The following is an 18,984-nucleotide window of genomic DNA, read 5'->3' as shown; positions in this document are numbered from 1 at the left end:
CCAACACAGGCAGCGGCCGCTGCATTTTGTAACGATGACGCTGGGGCACATGGAACGCTCACCCCATGCCCATCGCTTATAAACAAGCGCTTTTCGGGGCGGAGCACAACCCCATTCCCATTCTTGCTCCTGCACCTGGATCCCCTGACCCATGAAACCAGTCTCTTTTTGCACCCTGCCCCTGCTCCTGAGCGCCGCCCTGCTGTGCAGCACCGCCCATGCCGACGTAACCGAAGCCGAGGCCATTGAGGCACAACTGGGCTCGGCCCTCGCGTCGGCCGATTTCGCGGCCAAGAACTGCCCGAACCTCGCCATCAACGACGACAAGGTGCAAGAGTTGCTCAAGCGCATCAAGAAGACGGCAGCAGACCTGCGCGCGGGCGAGGACTACGACGACCAGCACAAGGTGGTGCAGCAGCTCGACAAGCAGCAGGGCCGCGCCATGATCTGCATGGTGCTGCCCTCCGCCCATGGGGGCTACGCGCGCGGCGTCATCCAGAAGAAATAGGCGCCCCCGCCACCCGCGGATTTACTGCTTGACCACGTCAGCCCCGGCGGGCGGCTTGAACTGGAAGGTGCCGGCTGGCAGCGCCGCATTGGCCTGCATGCCCGTGAAGCGGATGGCCGAGCGCTGGCCGAAGCTGTCCAGGATATCCAAGGCCGCGAGCTGCTCGCCCGCAAAGCCCACGCGCACGCTCTGCAGCTGGCCGTCCTTGGCCTTGGGGCGTGCCAGCACCCACTGCAGGCCATCGGCCTCGGGCGCCGACTCCAGGGTGAAATCCGCCTTGAGCGCCGACAGGTCGGGCGCCGACGCCAGCAGCGCAGCCGGCGTGGTGCCCAGGGCCTGTGCCTGTGCGCGCTGTGTGACCTGATTCAGGTCCACGTCGTGCAGCCACAGGGTCTGCCCATCGGCCACGATGGTCTGCTCGAACGGCTTCTTGTAGACGAACTTGAAGCGCCCGGGGCGCTGGAACTCGAACGAGCCGCTGGAGTTCTTGGTGCGCGCCGTTTGCCCCTCCTTGGGCGGCGAGGTCACCACCTGGGTGAAATCGGCACGGCCCGTCTGGGTGCTCTTCATGAACGCTTCCAGGCTCTTGAGTCCGTCCGCGCTGGCCCACTGGGCACTGGCGGCGATCACGATGGCTGTCACAATTTTTTTCAACAAAAGCTCCTGTCTGTGGGGGTTGCCGGCTACCCAACGCCTGTTGCGCAACCGGTGCGCCGCTTACTCGGGGCGCGCGGGCACCAGCACTTCGCGCTGGCCGCTGGTGGTCAGGCCGCTGACCAGGCCCGCCTTCTCCATGTCCTCCAGCAGGCGCGCCGACCGGTTGTAGCCGATGCGCAGCTTGCGTTGCACGTAGGAGATGCTGGCCTTGCGGTCCTTGAGGACCACTTCCACGGCCTGGTCGTACATGGGGTCTTTTTCACCCCCTTCACCGCCACCGCCCTCCCCTGACAGATCCCCGTCGCCGTCCACAGTTCCGCCTTCCAGCACCCCCTCTATGTAGTCCGGCTCCCCTTGTTCCTTGAGGTAATGGACGACACGGTGGACTTCCTCGTCCGAGACGAAGGCGCCATGCACGCGGATCGGCAGCCCGGTGCCGCTGGCCATGTAGAGCATGTCGCCCATGCCCAGCAGGGCCTCGGCGCCCATCTGATCGAGGATGGTGCGGCTGTCGATCTTGCTGCTGACCTGGAAGGCGATGCGGGTCGGGATGTTGGCCTTGATCAGGCCGGTGATCACGTCCACGCTGGGGCGCTGCGTGGCCAGGATCAGGTGGATACCGGCGGCACGCGCCTTCTGCGCCAGGCGCGCGATCAATTCTTCGATCTTCTTGCCCACCACCATCATCAGGTCGGCCAGTTCGTCGATGACCACCACGATGTGCGGCAGGCGCTGCAGCGGCTCGGGCTCCTCGGGCGTGAGGCTGAAGGGGTTGTAGATGAACTCCTCGCGCGCCTTGGCCTCGTCGATCTTGACGTTGTAGCCGGCCAGGTTGCGCACCCCGAGCTTGCTCATGAGCTTGTAGCGGCGCTCCATCTCGGCCACGCACCAGTTCAGGCCGTTGGCGGCCTGCTTCATGTCGGTGACCACGGGGGCCAGCAGATGCGGAATGCCCTCGTAGACCGACATTTCCAGCATCTTCGGGTCGATCATCAGGAGGCGCACGTCGCGCGCCTCGGCCTTGTACAGCAGCGAGAGGATCATGGCGTTGATCCCCACCGACTTGCCCGAGCCCGTGGTACCGGCCACCAGCACGTGCGGCATCTTCGCCAGGTCGGCCACCACCGGGTTGCCCACGATGTCCTTGCCCAGGCCCATGGTGAGCATGCTCTTGGCCTCGTGGTAGACCTGCGAGCCCAGAATCTCGGACAAGCGGATCGACTGGCGCTTGGCATTGGGCAGTTCCAGCGCCATGAAGTTCTTGCCGGGGATGGTCTCCACCACGCGGATGGACACCAGGCTCAGCGAGCGCGCCAGGTCCTTGGCCAGGCCCACGATCTGCGAGCCCTTCACGCCCGTGGCGGGCTCGATCTCGTAGCGCGTGATCACTGGGCCGGGCATGGCCGCCACCACGCGCACCTCCACGCCGAAATCCTTGAGCTTCTTCTCGATCAGGCGGCTGGTCATCTCCAGCGTCTCGGGCGCTACCGTCTCCTGGCGCTGCAGCGGACCATCGAGCAGGTCCACCATCGGCAGTTTGCTGTCGGGCATCTCGGTGAACAGGGGCTTTTGCCGCTCCTTGACCACGCGGGCGCTAAGCGGCGGGTCGACCAGGATAGGCTCGATGATCTGCACCGGTTGGGGGTGGTGCTCCTCGCTCTCGGTCTTCTCTTCCAGCACCACCACGGCGCGCTCACGCGCGGCCTTGCGGCCCACGGCCACGTCCTTGGCCACCTCGCGCTGCGTGCGGCGCGACTGCACCAGCGCATCGATGCGCCCGCCCAGCACCTCGGCCACATGGCCCCAGGAGAAACGGAACACCAGCGCCGCGCCCAGCACGGCGAGCACGATGCACAGCAGGGCCGACCCCGTGAAGCCCAGCCACTTGACGCTGGCCGGCCCCGTGAGGAAGCCGAGCACCCCGCCAGCATGGCCAGGCAGCAGCGATTCGAAGCGGTACAGGCGCGACCATTCGAGCGCGGTGCTGGCACACATCAGCACCACCAACCCACCCCAGAACAGGCCGCGGCGCGCCATGGGGCTCACGGCGCCAGGCAGCACCTCGCCGCCGCGCATCCAGCGTGCCAGGGACGACAGCCACGAGCGCACGCCCGCCGCCACGCACCACCAGACGGAGAAACCCAGGGCGAAGTAGCTGCCGTCGGCCAGCCAGGCACCGATGCGCCCGGCCCAGTTGAGCACGGCACGCGAGTCCGAGGGCCCCGAGGACGACCAGGCGGCATCCTGCGCCGAGTAGCTGACCAGCGCCAGCAGCCAGAAAACCAGGGCCAGCAGGCCCAGCACCAGGCCGATTTCATGCCCGAAGCGGGCCGCTCCCGTGCGGGGCGGCGACTTCGCGGCGGACGATGCGTTCAGGGTATTGAGTGAATAGGTCATAAGGAGCCGGGCAAGCTTACCCCAAGCACCGCCCGGAACCGGCGCGCAGGATCAGCCCAGCGCGTCCAGGCGGTCCTTGAGCACGGTAGCGCCGGTGGGCAGCACCTCGATGAAGCCGCGCTCCTCCAGGTCCTTCATGACCCGGCTGACCATCTCGCGCGAGGCGCCGACCATCTTGGCCAGGTCCTGGCGCGATATCTTGTCTCGGATGATGCGCTGGCCCTGGGCATCGGTGACCGCGAAATCCAGCAGCGCATGGGCCACGCGGCCGTATACGTCCAGCAGGGCCAGGGATTCGATCTTGCGGTCGGCATGGCGCAGGCGCTTGACCAGGCCGCGCATGACCACCAGCGACATGGAGGCGTTCTCGGTCAGGCAGCGCGCGAACTCCGTGCGCCCGAGCATCAGCACGTCGGTCTGCACCTCGGCGCGTACCGTGGCGGAGTGCGGCTCGTTGTCGATGATGCTCATCTCGCCCAGGTAGTCGCCCTGCGCCAGGTTGGCCAGGATCACCTCGCGGCCCCGGCTGTCGGTCGTCAGCACGCGCGCCCGCCCGGTGAGCAGGATGAACAGTGCGTTGGATTTTTGCCCCTGCTCGACCAGCGCCTCCCCGCGCTTGAAGCGCTTCTTGACCACGGCGCCACTGATCACCTCGGCCTGTGCCACGGTGAGCAGCGAGAACAGCGGTACCCGGCGCAGCAGGTCCAGGTTGGACAACATCGTTGACATGGAAACTTCTCCTCTCAAAAAGGCGCGGCTCCACCGGTGCCGCAGCGGGGTTATCACAGGGGCGCGCCATCGCACTCCCTGATGGGTTCTTACAATCGCCGTGATTGAAAATGGGCCCGCGTGTGAAGACCGTGCGCAGTTGATACTTGGCGCCCTGCCCCCCAGCTTTCCCAACAGCGCCCCGTGCAGCGGGCGCAAAACACAGGCTTTTACCATGTCTACCACCCAACACGCGAAAGTTCTGATCCTCGGCTCCGGCCCGGCCGGCTACAGCGCAGCGGTCTACGCCGCCCGTGCCAACCTCAATCCGGTGCTGATCACCGGCATGTCCCAGGGTGGCCAGCTGATGACCACGACGGAGGTCGACAACTGGCCCGCCGACGTGCATGGCGTGCAGGGTCCGGAGTTGATGCAGCGCTTTCTGGAGCATGCCGAGCGCTTCAAGACGCAGATCATCTTCGACCACATCAACAAGGTCGACTTCAGCAAGCGCCCGTTCACCCTCACCGGTGACAGCGGCACCTACACCTGCGACGCGCTGATCCTGGCGACCGGCGCTTCGGCCAAGTACCTGGGCCTGCCCTCCGAAGAAGCCTTCATGGGCCGGGGTGTGTCGGGCTGCGCCACCTGCGATGGTTTCTTCTACCGCGACAAGCCCGTGGCCGTGGTCGGCGGCGGCAACACGGCCGTCGAAGAAGCGTTGTATCTTTCCAACATCGCCAGCAAGGTCACCGTGGTGCACCGCCGCGACAAGTTCAAGGCCGAGCCCATCCTGGTGGACAAGCTCAACGAGAAGGTCGCCGCCGGCAAGATCGAGCTCAAGCTGTTCAACACGCTGGACGAGGTGCTGGGCGACGCCACCGGCGTGACCGGAATCCGCATCAAGAGCACCAAGGACGGCAGCACCGAGGACATCACGCTGCACGGCTGCTTCATCGCCATCGGCCACTCGCCCAACACCGACATCTTCCAGGGCCAGCTGGAGATGGAAGGCGGCTACATCATCACGCAGGGCGGGCTCAAGGGCTTTGCCACGCAGACCAGCGTGCCGGGCGTCTTCGCGGCCGGCGATGTGGCAGACCATGTGTACCGCCAGGCCATCACCAGCGCCGGCACGGGCTGCATGGCCGCGCTCGACGCCCAGCGCTTTCTCGAACAGCAGGACTGAAAACCGCCACCCGGGACGCAATTTGACGCCCCGGCGCGCGGGCCGCTATAATCCGAGGCTTTCCTGAATTCAGGCGGGTATTTGCGTACCCGCTTTTTCTGCAGGCAAAAATCAAATCGGGCCGGCCACATCGGTCTGCCCGGGGTTACCGCCACCCTTTCTGGCGAGGTGAGGCCGCAAGCTGTGCTTTTGGGAAACATCCTGGCAGCACGCAGCGAACGGCCGTTAAAAAGTATCGGAGTGTCCTCATGGCACGCGTCTGCGACGTAACGGGCAAGAAGCCCATGGTCGGGAACAATGTTTCCCACGCCAACAACAAAACCAAGCGCCGGTTCCTGCCGAACCTGCAATACCGCCGTTTCTGGGTCGAGACCGAAAACCGCTGGGTTCGCCTGCGCGTTTCGAGCGCTGCCCTGCGTTTGATCGACAAGAACGGTATTGACTCGGTGCTCGCAGACCTGCGCGCACGTGGCCAGGCTTAAGGAGAAACACCATGGCAAGCAAAGGCGGACGCGACAAGATCAAGCTGGAATCCACTGCGGGTACCGGTCACTTCTACACCACGACCAAGAACAAGAAGACGATGCCTGAAAAGATGCTGATCATGAAATTTGATCCCAAGGCACGCAAGCACGTCGAATACAAGGAAATCAAGCTGAAGTAATTCAGCGCTGGTTCTCCCCGAAAAAGCCGCCCGGCAGTCTGCCTGGCGGCTTTTTCTTTGGCTGCATCGTCAGGCGGCCTGCCGCAGCGCCCGGACCTGCCCATGCAGCAGGCGCCCGAGTTCGCTGTAGGCCCACTCCACCTCGGGCGAGAACGGCAGGCCGCAGCTCAGGCGCAGAAAACCCTCGTACCGCCCCGAATTGGAGAAGATGGGCCCCGGCGCCACGCGGATGCCCAGGGCAAGCGCCTGCTCGAACAGCCGCGACGAGGACACGCCTGCGGGCAGCTCGATCCACAGGCTGAGCCCACCGGGCGGCACGGACAGGCGCGTGCCCTGCGGAAAATGCCGCGCCACCATCTGCACGCTGCGCTCGCGCTGCACCCGCAGCGCACTGCGAAAGCGGAGCAGGTGGCGTTCGTGCGCGGCAGTGCCCACGGTGCGTGCCGCCAGCAACTGGGACCAGACCTGCATGTTGCGGGTGCGGGCGAATTTGAGGATCTGGATGCGGTCATGCCACCGCCCCCCATTCATCCACCCCTGGCGCAGGCCCGGCGCCAGGGTCTTGTTGAAGGACACGCAGTAGATCACCTGGCCCGTCTCGTCCCAGGCCTTGAGCGGGCGCTGCAGCTCGGGCACATCGACCAGCTCGCGGTAGATATCGTCCTCGATCAGCGCCAGCCCGTGGCGCCGGCAGAACGCCACCAGCCGCTCCTTGTGGCTGTCGGGCATGAGCGCGCCATTGGGCATCTGCAGGTGCGGCACGACGACCACGGCCTTCAGGCGGGGCTCGTGCTGCACGGCCAGCTCCAGCGCATCGAGCGAGATGCCGGTGCGCGAGCTGCTGGGAATCTCCAGCGCGCGCAGGTTCTGCGTTTCCACGGCCTGCAGCACGCCATAGAAGGTGGGGGATTCCACCGCCACCACATCGCCGCGCTCGGTTACCGCCGCGAGCGCCAGATTCACCGCATCCGAGTTGCCCAGCGTGGCCATCACGTCCTGTGGCGCCACGTGGACGCCTACTTCCAGCGCCTGCCGGGCCATCACGGCCTGAAACAGCGGGTGCGTGCCGGGCCGCGAATGGCCTTGCACCAGCACGTCGGGAAACTCGCGCAGCAGCGCGGCGCCCACCCGGTTGAGGGTGAGGTGGTCGAACAGTTCGGGGGCGGGCATGGCGGCCCCCAGGTCCACGCGCACCTGCGCGCGCCGCCCCTGCTCCAGCCACAGCGAAATGCGTTCGTTGATGCCCGCGAACTGGGTGCCATCGATCTGCTGCACCGGGCAACGGGGGTCGGGTTCGCTGCTGTGGTCCAGCAGGTGCACCTGCGGGTCCTGCACGAAGTAGCCGACCCGGGGGCGCGCCTGCACGCTGCCCTGCTCCTCCAGGGTGCGCAGCGCCTGCAGCGCGGTCGAAAGGCTCACCCCGTGGCGCTGCATCAGCTCGCGCACCGACGGCATGCGCGCACCGGGCAGCAGCACACCCTGGGCCACCGCCTGCTGGTAGTGGTCGGCCAGTTGGCGGTACAGGGGAAGGTTCGCTGTGGATGTGACAGGCATGGCCTGCCCATGATGCGCCCGAACCGCCAACCGGAACAGATACAGGACTACCGAAAACCGACCAGAACAGAGCAAAAATCAATCCGCTGCTCTGCATCCCCCAGCCGGTTTCTGTGCCTGTTGCGATGCAGGCTGCCACCCTACGCTGGAGGCATGAAACAGCACCACCACTCCACCCCCTCCTTCGCGGCCAGCGGCGGCCCGCCGCAGGTCCTGCACCTGCCACTGGCCGCTGGCCAGGGCCGCCTCGTCTGGCTGGACGCGGGCTGCGAACTGCGCAGCCTCTCGGGCACGGCCCTGCTGCAAAGCACGGCGCCGGGCCACCTGGGTGCCGCGCCTCCGGCCTGCCTGCCACCCCATGCGGCCTGGCGCAGCCCGCAGGGCATGTGGGTGGGCGTTCAGGCCCAGGGGTCGTCACCCGCCGCGCTCACACTGACCATGCCAGCGGGTGCCGACCTCACGCAGCCTGCCGAATCACCGGGGGCCCATGAAAAAAGCCGCCCAGGGCACGGGGCCCTGCAGCGGCTTTGGCGCAGCCTGAGGAAACTGCTCGTCAGGCGCGCGCAGCCCGCAGGCTGATCGAGAAATCACGCAGCGCGGCAATGCCGCTCTCTTCGGCCCGGCGGCACCAGGCCTGCAGGTCGGCGGTGAGCTGCTCGCGCGACTGCGTGGTGTTGAGCCACAGCTGGCGCAACTCTTCACGCATGGTCACCATCTTGTCCAGGGCCGGATGGGCGGCACGCACCTGGGCCAGTTGGGGCAAGGCACCGGCGGGCACCTTCTCGGCGTCGCGGTGCAGCCAGCGCTTGGCGGCCTTGAGCACCGAGGCGTCGGCCTGGCGGGCCTGCAGCGCGGCGATCTCTTCCCTGCACGCCTGGCGCACGCCGCGGGCATAGCCGGCCATGACCTCGTAGCGGTTGGCGATCAGCGCCTCCAGCGTCTTTTCGTCGGCCACGGGCTTCACGTCGCCGCGTTGCAGCTTGGGCGGCACCTTCTTCACGGTGGCCCAGCCGATGGACTTCATCAGGCTGATGTAGGCCCAGCCGATGTCGAACTCGTAGGGCTTGACCGAGAACTTGGCCGAGGTGGGGTAGGTGTGGTGGTTGTTGTGCAGCTCTTCGCCACCGATGACCAGACCCCAGGGCGAGAGGTTGGTGCTGGCGTCCTGCGCCTCGAAATTGCGGTAGCCCCAATAATGGCCCACACCATTGACCACACCGGCGGCCCAGAACGGGATCCAGAGCATCTGCACGGCCCAGACGGCGGCGCCCACGGCACCGAACAGCGCCAGGTTGAGCACCAGCATCAGGCCCACGCCCTGCCAGCTGAAGCGGGTGTAGACATTGCGCTCGATCCAGTCATCGGGCGTGCCGTGGCCGAACTTCTTCATGGTCTCCAGGTTCTTCGACTCCGCGCGGTACAGCTCGGCGCCGCGCCACATCACGGTATCGAGGCCGCGCGTCTGCGGGCTGTGCGGATCGTCCACGGTCTCACACTTGGCGTGGTGCTTGCGGTGGATGGCCACCCACTCCTTGGTCACCATGCCGGTGCCGAGCCACAGCCAGAAGCGGAAGAAATGCGAAGGGATCGCGTGCAGGTCCACCGAGCGGTGGGCCTGCGCACGGTGCAGAAAGATGGTGACCGCCGCAATCGTGATGTGCGTGGTGGCCAGCGTGTACAGAACGATCTCCCACCAGGCGAGATTCCACAGGCCATGGCCGAGCCAGTCGATGGCCGCGTTCAGTACAACCCAGTCGGGTAACAGCATATTCAACAGAACCTTGTACAAAGTACCCGGCCACCAGCGATGGCGGGTACTGCGATTTTAAAGCGCGGCCCCTCTTTTTGATTAGAGGTTATCCACAGTATCCAGAGTGAATTGGCCCCTGCGTCGCCTGGACGACAAGGCCAGGCAACCCCTCTGCCAGAACGAGCACTCGCCCAAGACCGTCGAAACTGGCGCGGCCCAAGCCAGTGCCCCCGCGCAAGGGCCGCCCCGCCGCGCCGGTGGCGTCCCCCTCCCGACTCGCGCAGCGAGTCGAGAGAGGGGTGAAGGCGCGAAGCGCCTCAGGGGGTGCTTACTTCCTTATCCAGACCGCGGCAAAAAACCCGTCTGTCTGGTGGATATGGGGCCACAGGCGCAGATAACCAGTGCCCGAGGCACCGCCACTGCACAATTTTTCAGCACCCTCCACCTTGAGCTGCGCGAGGGTTTCGCCTGCATCCAGCGGCACGAAATCAGGGTGGGCAGCACTGAAGGCCTCGGCAATCGCCTCGTTCTCCTGCGGCAGGATGCTGCAGGTGGCATACACCAGCCGGCCACCGGATTTGAGCAGGCGTGCGGCGCTGGCAAGGATGGCGGTTTGCTTGGCCACGAGCTCTTCGACCGATTGGGGCGACTGGCGCCACTTGAGGTCGGGGTTGCGGCGCAGGGTCCCGAGGCCCGAGCACGGCGCATCGACCAGCACCCGGTCGATCTTGCCGGCCAGGCGCTTGATGCGGTCGTCGCGCTCGTGCGCGATGGCGGCCGGGTGCACGTTGGACAGGCCGCTGCGCGCCAGGCGCGGCTTCAGGGCGTCGAGCCGGTGGCCCGACACGTCAAAGGCGTACAGGCGACCGGTGTTGCGCATGGTGGCACCGATGGCCAGCGTCTTGCCGCCCGCTCCGGCACAGAAATCGACGACCATCTCGCCGCGCTTGGCATCGAGCAGCAAGGCCAGCAGCTGCGAGCCTTCGTCCTGCACTTCCACGGCACCGCGGGTGAAGACGTCGAGCTTGGCCAGCGCCGGCTTGCCGTCAATGCGCAGGCCCCAGGGCGAGTACGGCGTGGCAACGGCCTTGATGCCGGCCTTGGCCAGCTCTTTTTGCACATCGGCGCGCTTGTCCTGCAGGGCATTGACGCGCAGGTCCAGCGGCGCGGCATTCGACAGGCTTTCCACCAGCGGCCAGAAACCGGTGCCCAACTGGTCCTTGAGGGGCTGCACCAGCCACTCGGGCAAATTGTGGCGGTGGCGCTCCATCAGATCGTCGACCGTGACGCCATCGCACTGGTCCAGCCACTTGCGCTCCTGGTCGGTCAGGGCGCCCTCCAGAAAATCGCGCGGGCCGTAGAAGCCCAAAATGGCCAGGCGGCGCTCCTTGGGGCCGGAGCCCGAGGGGGCCATGTGGTCGAACAGCAGCTTCTTGCGCAGCACGGTGTAGACCGTTTCGGCCAGCGTGGCCCGCTCGCGGGGCCCCAGGCCCCGGTTGTCACGGAAAAAGCGCGACACCACCGCGTCGGCGGGGTGTTCAAAGGTGAGGGTGAGCCTGACGAGTTCGGCACAGGCGTCGAGAAGAACTTTGGGATGCATCCCCCGATTGTCCCACTGTGGCCCCAAACCCCTCTTTCAGGGCCTTCGCCGGCCCGATCAGCGCGTGAAGACCGGGTCGAACGCCGAGCGCTGGATTTCCTTGAGCGTGGGCGATTCACCGGCCCAGAGCACCAGCGCCGGGCCGGGCAGGCCGAGCTGGCGCTCCATGGCGCGGCACAGCTGGTAGCGGCTGCCGTCGTCCAGGTCAGGCAGGTCCACGAAGACCAGGTAGGCGCGCCGCTGGGGGTGTTCGCGCAGGTTCTTGCGCACCAGCCAGCAGCGCTCCACGTCGGCATAGCGCACCAGCTCGGCCTGCAGTTCTTCGAGCTCGAACGGGCTCAGGTCGTGGCGCGTGGTCTGGCTGAAGAACGAGGTGCCCGAAAGCTCCTCCCAGGCGCGCTCCTCGGACTCCTGCGCGCGCTCCAGGCGCTTGCGCCACTGCTTGAAGGCCGTGGCGTCGTGGTCATAGCCAATGCGCGGGGTTTCGAGTTCGGCCAGGGCGGTGCGTGCGGTCCAGTAGCGGTCGCTGCTGCCGGCCTCCCACAGGCGGTGCAGCAGGGCCATGCGGCCCTCGCGGTCGTCGGCGGGCAGGCTCTGCACCAGGCCGCGCAGGGCACCGGGGTGGTCGGTGCTGCGCTGCAGTGCCGTGGCATAGAGGCCGCTCACGTCGGCCCGTGGGTCCAGGTGGCGCTGCAGGCGAGCCAGCTCCACCAGTTCTGCGGCGCTGGCCTGGGGCATGCCCGCCTGCAGGGTCTGGGCCCGGTCGCGCACCCGGCCCAGCCAGCCGTGGTGGCGCTTCCATTCACTGGCGTTGTCGCGGCACCACTGCTTGTCGAAATGCGCCACCCAGCGCTTGCCCTCGGGGCCCAGCAGGGCCAGCGCACTGCCGCGCGACCACTCGGCAGGCACGGTGGGCACCGCATCCAGCGACTCGATGCGGTCGCGCAGGCCCGGGTGGGTGTCGTCCACGTTGCTGATGCGCTTGAGGGCCTGGCGCAGGGCATCGTTGGCAAAGGCCGCATCCGGCACTTCGGCCAGGCGCTTGCGCATGGAGCGGTAGGGGCCCACCGGCAAGGGATTGCCGGCTGCCGCGCACCAGTGGTCACCCCAGAAGGTGCTGTGCAGCCATTCGCCGCGCACCTCGATCTCGATCAGCGCGGCCGCCGTGATATCGCGCCCCAGCAGGCGGCCTGCGATGCGATCGGCCTCGTACTCGTCCTGGCGCGCCAGCGCAAAGGTCTTGGCGACGAAGCGGGGGAAATACCAGCGCATGAAGGCCTGGGTGGCGGCGGCCACGGCGCCCTCGTCGTCTTCGAGGCTGCTGTTCAAACGCATCCAGGTCAGCCGGGTGCGGTAGATCCAGGCCGCAAAACGGCCATGGTCGCCCCGCAGGTGCCCGTATTCGTGCGCGAGCACGGCCAGAAAGCGCGGCCGGTCCAGCGCCAGCAGCAGCGGCAGGCCGATGGTCAGGTAGTTCACCGCCCCGCCCAGCAGCCCGTAGCGGGGCAGTTGCTGGATGCTGGCGTTGAATTCGTCGTTCAGGTACACATGGTGGATGGGCGGGCCCTTGATCTTGCGGCGCATGCGCTCCAGCGCCTCGAACAGCTCGGGGGCCTCCAGCGCGGTGATCTCCATGCCCTTGGGCTCGTCCACGCGCACCCACAGCGCGCGGATACTCACCCACAGCAGGCTGGCCGCACCCAGCAGAACCAACACCAGCACCAGCCGGAACCGGCCATTGAACAGCTGCGGTATGACCCAGGCGATCAGGCCGGCCCCCACGGCCAGGCAACCGAGCACCCAGGCATAGCCCAGCGCGGCGAACGCGGCCACGCCGAGCCGATAACGGCGGCTGTTGTCGGCGCTGGCATGCTCGCTCATGCGCACCAGGTGCACAAAATCTGCCTGATCCACTGGATTTCCCCCTCAACCTTGTTTTTTGACCACCTGCCATCCTAACCAACATGACCGACGACGACCTGCCCCAAATCACCCCGACCCCGCCCGGCCTGTACCGGCACTACAAGGGCATGCTGTACGAGGTGATCGACACCGTGCGCCACAGCGAGACCCTGGAGCCCATGACGCTGTACCGCGCGCTGTACGGCCAGCGCGGCCTGTGGGTGCGCCCGGCGGCCATGTTCGCCGAGGACGTGCTGATCGACGGCCGCATGCGCCCGCGCTTCGAAAAATGCGGCGACGAGGCCCCGCCGCCGCCCCCCGCGCAGGCCTGATCCACCACCTGCACAAACGGCTGGGGCCAAAACCCCGAACTGGCAGCCAATGGTCTGCCAGTTCGACCGACCGATACCGCCATTGTGTCCCCATGGACACAAACAGTACAAACCGCCTTGACCTGGCCTTTGAAGAATGGGATCCGGGCCGTTGCCGGCGTTGTTCGCCACTTCGGGGAGCACGGGCCGCAGCCCGCAACCCTTGGAAGGAACGACGATGACGAGCATCAGTAGCGTCAGCAGTGCCTGGTCCAGTGCAAGTGTGCAGCGGGCGCCACGCCCGGGGCCCTCGCCGGAGCGGCTGCTGTCCAAAATAGACGCCGACGGCAGCGGCGGCGTGAGCGGTACCGAACTGCAGGGCCTGCTGGACGATGTGGCCAAGAAGACCGGCGTGAGCAGCCAGGCCAGCGCTGCCGACCTGCTCCAGCAGTACGACGGCGACGGGGACGGCAGCCTCAATGCCGACGAACTGGGCAAGACGATGCAGAGCGTCATGCCCCCACCGCCCTCGACCATGGCCTTTGCCCAGTCGCGCAGCGACAGCAGCAGCAGCAGCACGGGTGCCACGGGCCAGGCTGGCGACGACCTGTTCGGCAAGGTGGACACCGATGGCGATGGTGCCGTGGGCCAGGCCGAGCTGCAGGCATTGCTGGAGAAGATGTCCGGCGGCACGGCCAGCAAGACGGGTGTCAGCAGCGACGAACTGTTCAGCCAGCTCGACGCGGACGGCGACGGCAGCCTTTCGGAGGCCGAATTCGACGCCGGCCGGCCGTCGGGCGAGGCCGGTGGCAGTGCCGTAGGCGGCATGCCCCCGCCCCCGCCCGGTGGGCCAGGCGGTCCCGGCGGCGCCTCGGCCAGCAGCGGCACCACCTACGACCCGCTCGATACCAACGAGGACGGGGTGGTGTCCGCCGCAGAGCAGGCGGCGGGTGCCGCCCAGACGGACGCCATCACGGCACTGTTCAAGACCATCGACACCGACGGCGACAGCAGTATCAGCAGCGAGGAGGCCCGCTCCTTTATCGACCAGTTGAGCAGCCCGCTCGCCAGTGCCAGCAGCACCGATACCGGTGGCCAGACGGCGGACATCGGGCAGAAGACGGACCTGATGAAACTGGCCCAATTCGCACGCAGCCAGTACGAGGCGGCTGCGGGATCCTGGTCGAGCACCGGCAGCACGCTGAGCGCCCTGGCCTGACAACAGAAAGGCATGGGGAACGGCGGGCAGGGAACGGGCTTGCGCCCCCATGCCGCACTGTCCTACAGCCCGGGCGCTATGCCCGGGTTATCTTGGGAGCCATCACCCACAACGTCCCATGCTGCCACGGGTTGAACGCGGAAATGACCCGCCAGTCCAGGCTGGGAGCACTGCACGCCTCGCACCTTGTGCGCATGGCACGGAGCACACCATGGACTATCTATTGCAAGGAATGTTCAGCGAAAAGTCGCTGAGCAAGGTCGTCGGATTCTTCCTCCGGGAGGCCGATGCGGACATTGCCGTGCGCCGGTTGCTGCGACTGCCTGGCATGGAGCCCGGCCAGGTCAGGCTGCTAGGGCCACAGCACGCCGATCTGCGCAACCGCGATCTGCTCAGCCGGGCACTGGAGCCAGAAGCCCACGGCGTGTTCACCACCCTGGTGCGTACCCATGCCATCGCCGGCCTGGTGGGCGCCGTGCTGGGCCTCATGGCGTTTGGCTACCTGATCGCCACTTATGAACCCGCAGTATTGAACAACCCCCTGCTGGCGTTCATCGCCATCGTGGGGTTCGGTACCACCTTCGGCCTCATGCTGGGGGCGCTGAACGCGCTGCGGCCCGACCGCGTCTGGGTCGTCAACCGGGTGCGCTCTGCCCTGCGCAAGCGCCAATGGGTGGTAGTAGCCCACCCGTCCGATTCGCACCAGGCGGCACTGGCCCAGGACCTGCTGGACAGCAGCGAAGCCCAGGTGGTGCGCACCCTGTAGCTCGCGATTACGCCAGGGCCGCCATGAAGGCCCGCACGGCACGCGGGTAGATCACATGCTCCTGCGCCTGCACCCGGGTCGCCAGGGCCTCGGCCGTGTCCCCAGGCAGCACGGGAACCACGGCCTGGTCCAGGATGGGACCCACGTCCAATTCGTCCGTCACCTGGTGCACCGTCACGCCCGCAACCTTGCAGCCCGCGTCGATCGCGCGCTGGTGGGTGTTCAGGCCTGTGAAGGCGGGCAGCAGCGAGGGATGGATGTTGATCAGCCGGCCCGCATAGCGCGCCACGAATCCGGGTGTGAGAATGCGCATGAAACCGGCCAGCACCACCAGGGCGGGTTCGTACCGGTCGACGGCCTGCGCGAGCGCGGTGTCGAAGGCCTCGCGGCTGTCAAAGGCCTTGTGGTCGAGTGCCTCGGTGGCAATGCCCTCGCCGCGTGCGAAGGCCAGGCCCGCCGCGTCGGCCTTGTTGCTCAGCACGGCGGCCACGCGGGCGCCATACCGGCGAGCCCAGTCCTCCTGTTGCGCAGTCCGGACGATAGCGGCCATGTTGGAACCGCTGCCGGAGATCAAAATCACGATGTTCTTCATAAATTGCACGACGACGCTCAACCCCGGATTATCCCTGCCATGCCCTTCGACCCCGCAAACCGCCCCCTGACCGCGAACGAGGCCCGCGTGCTGGCCACGCTGATGGAGAAAGCCCGCACCGTGCCCGACAGCTACCCGATGTCGCTCAATGGCCTGCTCACCGGCTGCAACCAGAAGACCAGCCGCGAGCCGGTGATGACGCTGAGCGATGCCGAGGCGCAGGAGGCCCTCGACTCCCTGCGCCAGCTGACCCTGGCATTCGAAACCAGCGGCAACCGCACCACGCGCTGGGAGCACAATTTCCAGCGCGGCGTGGGCGTACCCGAGCAATCGGCGGTGCTGCTGGGCCTGCTGATGCTGCGCGGCCCGCAGACGGCGGGCGAGCTGCGCATCAACGCCGAGCGCTGGTACCGCTTTGCCGACATTTCCTCGGTCGAGGCCTTCCTGGACGAGCTGCAGGAGCGCAGTGCCGAGAAAGGCGGCCCGCTGGTGGTGTTGCTGCCGCGCGCACCGGGCGCACGCGAGCCACGCTGGACGCACCTGCTGTGCGGGCCGGTGGACACCAGCAGCAGTGCTGCCGCGCCCGCCACGGGCGGGGCAACCGGGGCACTGCAATCGCGTGTGGCGGCGCTGGAGACCGAGGTGGCCGGTCTGCGCGCCACGGTGGAACGGCTGTGCGCCGAGCTGGGCATCGAGCCGGTGGCGCCGGCGATGTCGCCACCCGGACAGGAATAAAACGAACGACCGTGCTACAAACACGACTTCTCAGGAGACAAGCCGCATGGATCTCGCATTCACCCCCGAAGAACAGGCCTTCCGCGACGAAGTTCGCGCATGGGTCCACAGCAATCTGCCGCCCGCCATTTCCCACAAGGTGCACAACGCCTTGCGCCTGACCCGTGACGACCTGCAGGGCTGGGCCAAGATACTGGGCAAGAAGGGCTGGCTCGGCTTTGGCTGGCCCAAGGAGTTCGGCGGCCCCGGCTGGACCGCCGTGCAAAAGCACCTGTTCGAAGAAGAGTGCGCCCTCGCCGGCGCACCGCGCATCATCCCCTTCGGCCCCGTGATGGTGGCCCCGGTGATCATGGCCTTCGGCAATGCCGAGCAGCAAAAGCGCTTTCTGCCTGGCATCGCCAGCGGCGAAGTGTGGTGGAGCCAGGGCTACAGCGAACCGGGCTCGGGCTCGGACCTGGCCTCGGTCAAGACCCGTGCCGAGCGCGTGGGCGACAAGTACATTGTCAACGGCCAGAAGACCTGGACCACGCTGGGCCAGTACGGCGACTGGATGTTCAACCTGGTGCGCACCAGCACCGAGGGCAAACCGCAGACGGGCATCTCCTTCCTGCTCTTGGACATGAGGTCGCCCGGCGTCACCGTGCGCCCGATCAAGCTGCTCGATGGCGAGTGCGAGGTCAACGAGGTGTTCTTCGACAACGTCGAAGTGCCGGCCGAGAACCTGATCGGCGAAGAGAACAAGGGCTGGACCTATGCCAAGCACCTGCTCAGCCACGAGCGCACCAACATCGCCGACGTGAACCGCAGCAAGCGCGAACTCGAGCGCCTGAAGCGCATCGCCAAGACCGAAGGCCTGTGGGACGACGCGCGCTTTCGCGACCAGGTCGCCCTGCTGGAAGTGGACATCGTAGCCCTGGAAATGCTGGTACTGCGCGTGCTCTCGGCCGAGAAATCGGGCAAGAACTCGCTCGACATTGCCGGCCTGCTCAAGATCCGCGGCAGCGAGATCCAGCAGCGCTATGCCGAGCTGATGATGCTGGCCGCAGGCCCCTTCGCCCTGCCCTTCATTGAAGAAGCCATGGAAGCCGGCTGGCAAGGCGACTTTCCTGGCGGCGAGGTGGCCAACGCGCCTCTGGCATCGACCTACTTCAACCTGCGCAAGACCACCATCTACGGCGGCTCGAACGAAGTGCAGCGCAACATCGTGGCGCAGACGGTTCTGGGCTAAGGAGACAAAAACATGGATTTCGACTTCTCTGACGACCAGGAACAGCTGCGCGACGCCGTGCGCAAATGGGTGGACAAGGGCTACACCTTCGAACGCCGCCGCGCGGCCGTGGAGGCCGGCGGCTTCTCGCGCGAGGCCTGGACCGAACTGGCCGAGCTGGGCCTCACGGCCCTGACCGTGCCTGAGGACAACGGCGGCCTGGGCCAGAGCGCCATCGACGCGATGGTGGTGGCCGAGGAACTGGGGCGCGGCATGGTGCTCGAGCCCCTGGCCCAGGCCTTCATCGCCAGTGCCGTGCTCTCGCAGTACGGCACTGCCGAGGTGCAGGGCGCCTGGCTGCCCCGCGTTGCCAGCGGCGAAGCCCTGGTGGTGCTGGCCCAGCAGGAGCGCAAGGCGCGCTACCGCCTGGACGTGTGCGATGCCAAGGCCACGGCAGCCGGCAGCGGCCACACCGTGACCGGCACCAAGAGCATCGTCGCCGCGGGTGACCAGGCCGACGCCTTCCTCGTGCCCGCCCAGCTGGACGGCAAGATCGCGCTGTTCCTGGTGGAGCGCTCGGCCAGCGGGGTGGCCACCAAGGGCTACGTGACGCAGGACGGCAGCCGCGCCGCCGAGGTGCAACTGGCCAACGCCCCCGCCACCCTGGTGACCACCGACGGCCTGGCCGCGCTGGAACTGGCCGTGGACACCGGCATTGCAGCCACCTGCGCCGAGGCCGTGGGCGTGATGGACAAGACCGTGGCCGCCACGGTGGAGTACATGAACCAGCGCAAGCAGTTCGGCGTGCTGATCTCGAGCTTCCAGGCCCTGCGCCACCGCGTGGCCGACATGAAGATGCAGCTCGAACTGGCCCGCTCGATGAGCTACTACGCCAGCCTCAAGCTGGGCGCCCCTGCTGCCGAGCGCCGCGCCGCCATGGCCCGCGCCAAGGTGCAACTGGGCCAGTCCATGCGCTTCGTAGGCCAGCAGTCGGTGCAGCTGCACGGCGGTATCGGCGTGACCGACGAGTACATCGGCAGCCACTACTTCAAGAAGCTCACGCAGCTCGAAATGACCTTCGGCGACACGCTACACCACCTCGGTGAAGTGTCGGCCCGCATGCAGGACACGGCCGGCGTGTTTGCCTGAGAACAACTGACGCAAGGGCGTAACACCCATCGATCATGCTCGTGGATTTGACCGATCCACGGGCATTTTTCATTTC

The 18,984-nt window shown here is 66.9% G+C and carries 19 protein-coding genes; 11 read left to right on the top strand and 8 right to left on the bottom strand.

All coding sequences use genetic code 11. The features are described 5' to 3' along the window. Nucleotides 1-151 precede the first annotated feature (151 nt). Nucleotides 152-508, top strand: a complete 357-nt coding sequence (locus ACSQ9E_RS02705; protein ID WP_436216831.1) for a hypothetical protein — start codon at nt 152-154, stop codon at nt 506-508. 21 nt (nt 509-529) lie between these two features. On the opposite strand, the gene lolA is transcribed toward ACSQ9E_RS02705, so the two are convergent. From lolA to ACSQ9E_RS02690, 3 genes are all read right to left on the bottom strand, one after another. Next, nucleotides 530-1,162: an outer membrane lipoprotein chaperone LolA gene (gene lolA, locus ACSQ9E_RS02700; protein WP_436216830.1), complete on the bottom strand. Its 633-nt coding sequence runs from the start codon at nt 1,160-1,162 to the stop codon at nt 530-532. 63 nt (nt 1,163-1,225) lie between these two features. Further along, a complete protein-coding gene (locus ACSQ9E_RS02695) occupies nt 1,226-3,562 on the bottom strand; it encodes a DNA translocase FtsK (protein WP_057201990.1) in 2,337 nt (778 codons plus the stop codon). Between the two features lie 51 nt (nt 3,563-3,613). Beyond that, nucleotides 3,614-4,291 (bottom strand): Crp/Fnr family transcriptional regulator, encoded by a 678-nt coding sequence (locus ACSQ9E_RS02690; RefSeq protein ID WP_057201989.1) that lies wholly within the window; start codon nt 4,289-4,291, stop codon nt 3,614-3,616. A gap of 214 nt (nt 4,292-4,505) precedes the next feature. Between ACSQ9E_RS02690 and trxB the strand changes: the two genes are divergently transcribed. The 3 genes from trxB (at nt 4,506) to rpmG (ending at nt 6,123) form a co-directional block, all read left to right on the top strand. After that, a complete protein-coding gene (trxB, locus tag ACSQ9E_RS02685) occupies nt 4,506-5,459 on the top strand; it encodes a thioredoxin-disulfide reductase (protein WP_057201988.1) in 954 nt (317 codons plus the stop codon). 248 nt (nt 5,460-5,707) lie between these two features. Further along, nucleotides 5,708-5,941: a 50S ribosomal protein L28 gene (gene rpmB, locus ACSQ9E_RS02680; RefSeq protein WP_007859763.1), complete on the top strand. Its 234-nt coding sequence runs from the start codon at nt 5,708-5,710 to the stop codon at nt 5,939-5,941. A gap of 11 nt (nt 5,942-5,952) precedes the next feature. Continuing rightward, complete coding sequence (gene rpmG, locus ACSQ9E_RS02675) at nt 5,953-6,123, top strand: 50S ribosomal protein L33 (protein WP_007859760.1); 171 nt, start codon at nt 5,953-5,955, stop codon at nt 6,121-6,123. A gap of 69 nt (nt 6,124-6,192) precedes the next feature. Here the strand turns inward: rpmG and ACSQ9E_RS02670 are convergent, their stop codons facing one another. Further along, nucleotides 6,193-7,677, bottom strand: a complete 1,485-nt coding sequence (locus ACSQ9E_RS02670; RefSeq protein ID WP_436216829.1) for a PLP-dependent aminotransferase family protein — start codon at nt 7,675-7,677, stop codon at nt 6,193-6,195. A gap of 153 nt (nt 7,678-7,830) precedes the next feature. Here ACSQ9E_RS02670 and ACSQ9E_RS02665 point away from each other — a divergent pair, with 153 nt between their 5' ends. Beyond that, nucleotides 7,831-8,256 carry a hypothetical protein gene (locus ACSQ9E_RS02665; protein WP_057201986.1) on the top strand — a complete coding sequence of 142 codons (426 nt, stop codon included), beginning with the start codon at nt 7,831-7,833 and terminating at the stop codon, nt 8,254-8,256. Here ACSQ9E_RS02665 and ACSQ9E_RS02660 read toward each other — a convergent pair. The 3 genes from ACSQ9E_RS02660 to ACSQ9E_RS02650 form a co-directional block, all read right to left on the bottom strand. Beyond that, entirely contained in the window at nt 8,231-9,445 is a 1,215-nt protein-coding gene (locus ACSQ9E_RS02660) for a DesA family fatty acid desaturase (protein WP_057201985.1), read from the bottom strand. The two genes, ACSQ9E_RS02665 and ACSQ9E_RS02660, sit on opposite strands and share 26 nt — an antisense overlap. A 310-nt stretch (nt 9,446-9,755) precedes the next feature. Beyond that, complete coding sequence (locus tag ACSQ9E_RS02655) at nt 9,756-11,027, bottom strand: RsmB/NOP family class I SAM-dependent RNA methyltransferase (protein ID WP_057268368.1); 1,272 nt, start codon at nt 11,025-11,027, stop codon at nt 9,756-9,758. A gap of 57 nt (nt 11,028-11,084) precedes the next feature. Continuing rightward, nucleotides 11,085-12,941 (bottom strand): M48 family metallopeptidase, encoded by a 1,857-nt coding sequence (locus ACSQ9E_RS02650; RefSeq protein WP_436216828.1) that lies wholly within the window; start codon nt 12,939-12,941, stop codon nt 11,085-11,087. 50 nt (nt 12,942-12,991) lie between these two features. Here ACSQ9E_RS02650 and ACSQ9E_RS02645 point away from each other — a divergent pair, with 50 nt between their 5' ends. The 3 genes from ACSQ9E_RS02645 to ACSQ9E_RS02635 all read left to right on the top strand — a co-directional run bounded on the left by ACSQ9E_RS02645 (nt 12,992) and on the right by ACSQ9E_RS02635 (nt 15,225). Continuing rightward, nucleotides 12,992-13,261: a DUF1653 domain-containing protein gene (locus tag ACSQ9E_RS02645; protein WP_436216827.1), complete on the top strand. Its 270-nt coding sequence runs from the start codon at nt 12,992-12,994 to the stop codon at nt 13,259-13,261. A 217-nt stretch (nt 13,262-13,478) separates the two neighbouring features. After that, the gene (xopAW, locus tag ACSQ9E_RS02640) at nt 13,479-14,459 is read left to right on the top strand and encodes a XopAW family type III secretion system calcium-binding effector (RefSeq protein ID WP_436216826.1); all 981 of its coding nucleotides are present in this window, start codon (nt 13,479-13,481) and stop codon (nt 14,457-14,459) included. A 211-nt stretch (nt 14,460-14,670) separates the two neighbouring features. After that, nucleotides 14,671-15,225, top strand: coding sequence for a hypothetical protein (locus ACSQ9E_RS02635; protein ID WP_436216825.1), 555 nt, complete (start codon nt 14,671-14,673; stop codon nt 15,223-15,225). Nucleotides 15,226-15,232: 7 nt separating this feature from the next. Here ACSQ9E_RS02635 and purN read toward each other — a convergent pair whose 3' ends face one another. Next, nucleotides 15,233-15,817 carry a phosphoribosylglycinamide formyltransferase gene (purN, locus tag ACSQ9E_RS02630; protein WP_436220177.1) on the bottom strand — a complete coding sequence of 195 codons (585 nt, stop codon included), beginning with the start codon at nt 15,815-15,817 and terminating at the stop codon, nt 15,233-15,235. A gap of 39 nt (nt 15,818-15,856) precedes the next feature. Between purN and ACSQ9E_RS02625 the strand changes: the two genes are divergently transcribed. Genes ACSQ9E_RS02625 through ACSQ9E_RS02615 form a run of 3 tightly spaced genes read left to right on the top strand, consistent with a single transcriptional unit; the run spans nt 15,857 to nt 18,908 of the window. Further along, entirely contained in the window at nt 15,857-16,552 is a 696-nt protein-coding gene (locus tag ACSQ9E_RS02625) for a YceH family protein (RefSeq protein WP_436179467.1), read from the top strand. A 46-nt stretch (nt 16,553-16,598) separates the two neighbouring features. Continuing rightward, the gene (locus ACSQ9E_RS02620) at nt 16,599-17,780 is read left to right on the top strand and encodes an acyl-CoA dehydrogenase family protein (RefSeq protein ID WP_436216824.1); all 1,182 of its coding nucleotides are present in this window, start codon (nt 16,599-16,601) and stop codon (nt 17,778-17,780) included. Between the two features lie 12 nt (nt 17,781-17,792). After that, the gene (locus ACSQ9E_RS02615; RefSeq protein ID WP_436216823.1) at nt 17,793-18,908 is read left to right on the top strand and encodes an acyl-CoA dehydrogenase family protein; all 1,116 of its coding nucleotides are present in this window, start codon (nt 17,793-17,795) and stop codon (nt 18,906-18,908) included. Nucleotides 18,909-18,984: the final 76 nt, after the last annotated feature.

The sequence above is a fragment of the Acidovorax sp. LjRoot118 genome, from assembly GCF_964253575.1.
Classification (GTDB): Bacteria; Pseudomonadota; Gammaproteobacteria; order Burkholderiales; family Burkholderiaceae_C; genus Acidovorax.
The sequence above is the reverse complement of the archived record's forward strand: the minus strand, read 5'-3'. Positions and strand labels throughout refer to the sequence as shown.

What these genes read in the sequence shown, in the direction of transcription:
- ACSQ9E_RS02705 (WP_436216831.1), top strand. Translation starts at nt 152, where the DNA reads ATGAAACCAGTCTCTTTTTGCACCCTGCCCCTGCTCCTGAGCGCCGCC.
- ACSQ9E_RS02695 (WP_057201990.1), bottom strand. Translation starts at nt 3,562, where the DNA reads ATGACCTATTCACTCAATACCCTGAACGCATCGTCCGCCGCGAAGTCG.
- ACSQ9E_RS02690 (WP_057201989.1), bottom strand. Translation starts at nt 4,291, where the DNA reads ATGTCAACGATGTTGTCCAACCTGGACCTGCTGCGCCGGGTACCGCTG.
- trxB (WP_057201988.1), top strand. Translation starts at nt 4,506, where the DNA reads ATGTCTACCACCCAACACGCGAAAGTTCTGATCCTCGGCTCCGGCCCG.
- rpmB (WP_007859763.1), top strand. Translation starts at nt 5,708, where the DNA reads ATGGCACGCGTCTGCGACGTAACGGGCAAGAAGCCCATGGTCGGGAAC.
- rpmG (WP_007859760.1), top strand. Translation starts at nt 5,953, where the DNA reads ATGGCAAGCAAAGGCGGACGCGACAAGATCAAGCTGGAATCCACTGCG.
- ACSQ9E_RS02670 (WP_436216829.1), bottom strand. Translation starts at nt 7,677, where the DNA reads ATGCCTGTCACATCCACAGCGAACCTTCCCCTGTACCGCCAACTGGCC.
- ACSQ9E_RS02665 (WP_057201986.1), top strand. Translation starts at nt 7,831, where the DNA reads ATGAAACAGCACCACCACTCCACCCCCTCCTTCGCGGCCAGCGGCGGC.
- ACSQ9E_RS02660 (WP_057201985.1), bottom strand. Translation starts at nt 9,445, where the DNA reads ATGCTGTTACCCGACTGGGTTGTACTGAACGCGGCCATCGACTGGCTC.
- ACSQ9E_RS02655 (WP_057268368.1), bottom strand. Translation starts at nt 11,027, where the DNA reads ATGCATCCCAAAGTTCTTCTCGACGCCTGTGCCGAACTCGTCAGGCTC.
- ACSQ9E_RS02645 (WP_436216827.1), top strand. Translation starts at nt 12,992, where the DNA reads ATGACCGACGACGACCTGCCCCAAATCACCCCGACCCCGCCCGGCCTG.
- xopAW (WP_436216826.1), top strand. Translation starts at nt 13,479, where the DNA reads ATGACGAGCATCAGTAGCGTCAGCAGTGCCTGGTCCAGTGCAAGTGTG.
- ACSQ9E_RS02635 (WP_436216825.1), top strand. Translation starts at nt 14,671, where the DNA reads ATGGACTATCTATTGCAAGGAATGTTCAGCGAAAAGTCGCTGAGCAAG.
- purN (WP_436220177.1), bottom strand. Translation starts at nt 15,817, where the DNA reads ATGAAGAACATCGTGATTTTGATCTCCGGCAGCGGTTCCAACATGGCC.
- ACSQ9E_RS02625 (WP_436179467.1), top strand. Translation starts at nt 15,857, where the DNA reads ATGCCCTTCGACCCCGCAAACCGCCCCCTGACCGCGAACGAGGCCCGC.
- ACSQ9E_RS02620 (WP_436216824.1), top strand. Translation starts at nt 16,599, where the DNA reads ATGGATCTCGCATTCACCCCCGAAGAACAGGCCTTCCGCGACGAAGTT.
- ACSQ9E_RS02615 (WP_436216823.1), top strand. Translation starts at nt 17,793, where the DNA reads ATGGATTTCGACTTCTCTGACGACCAGGAACAGCTGCGCGACGCCGTG.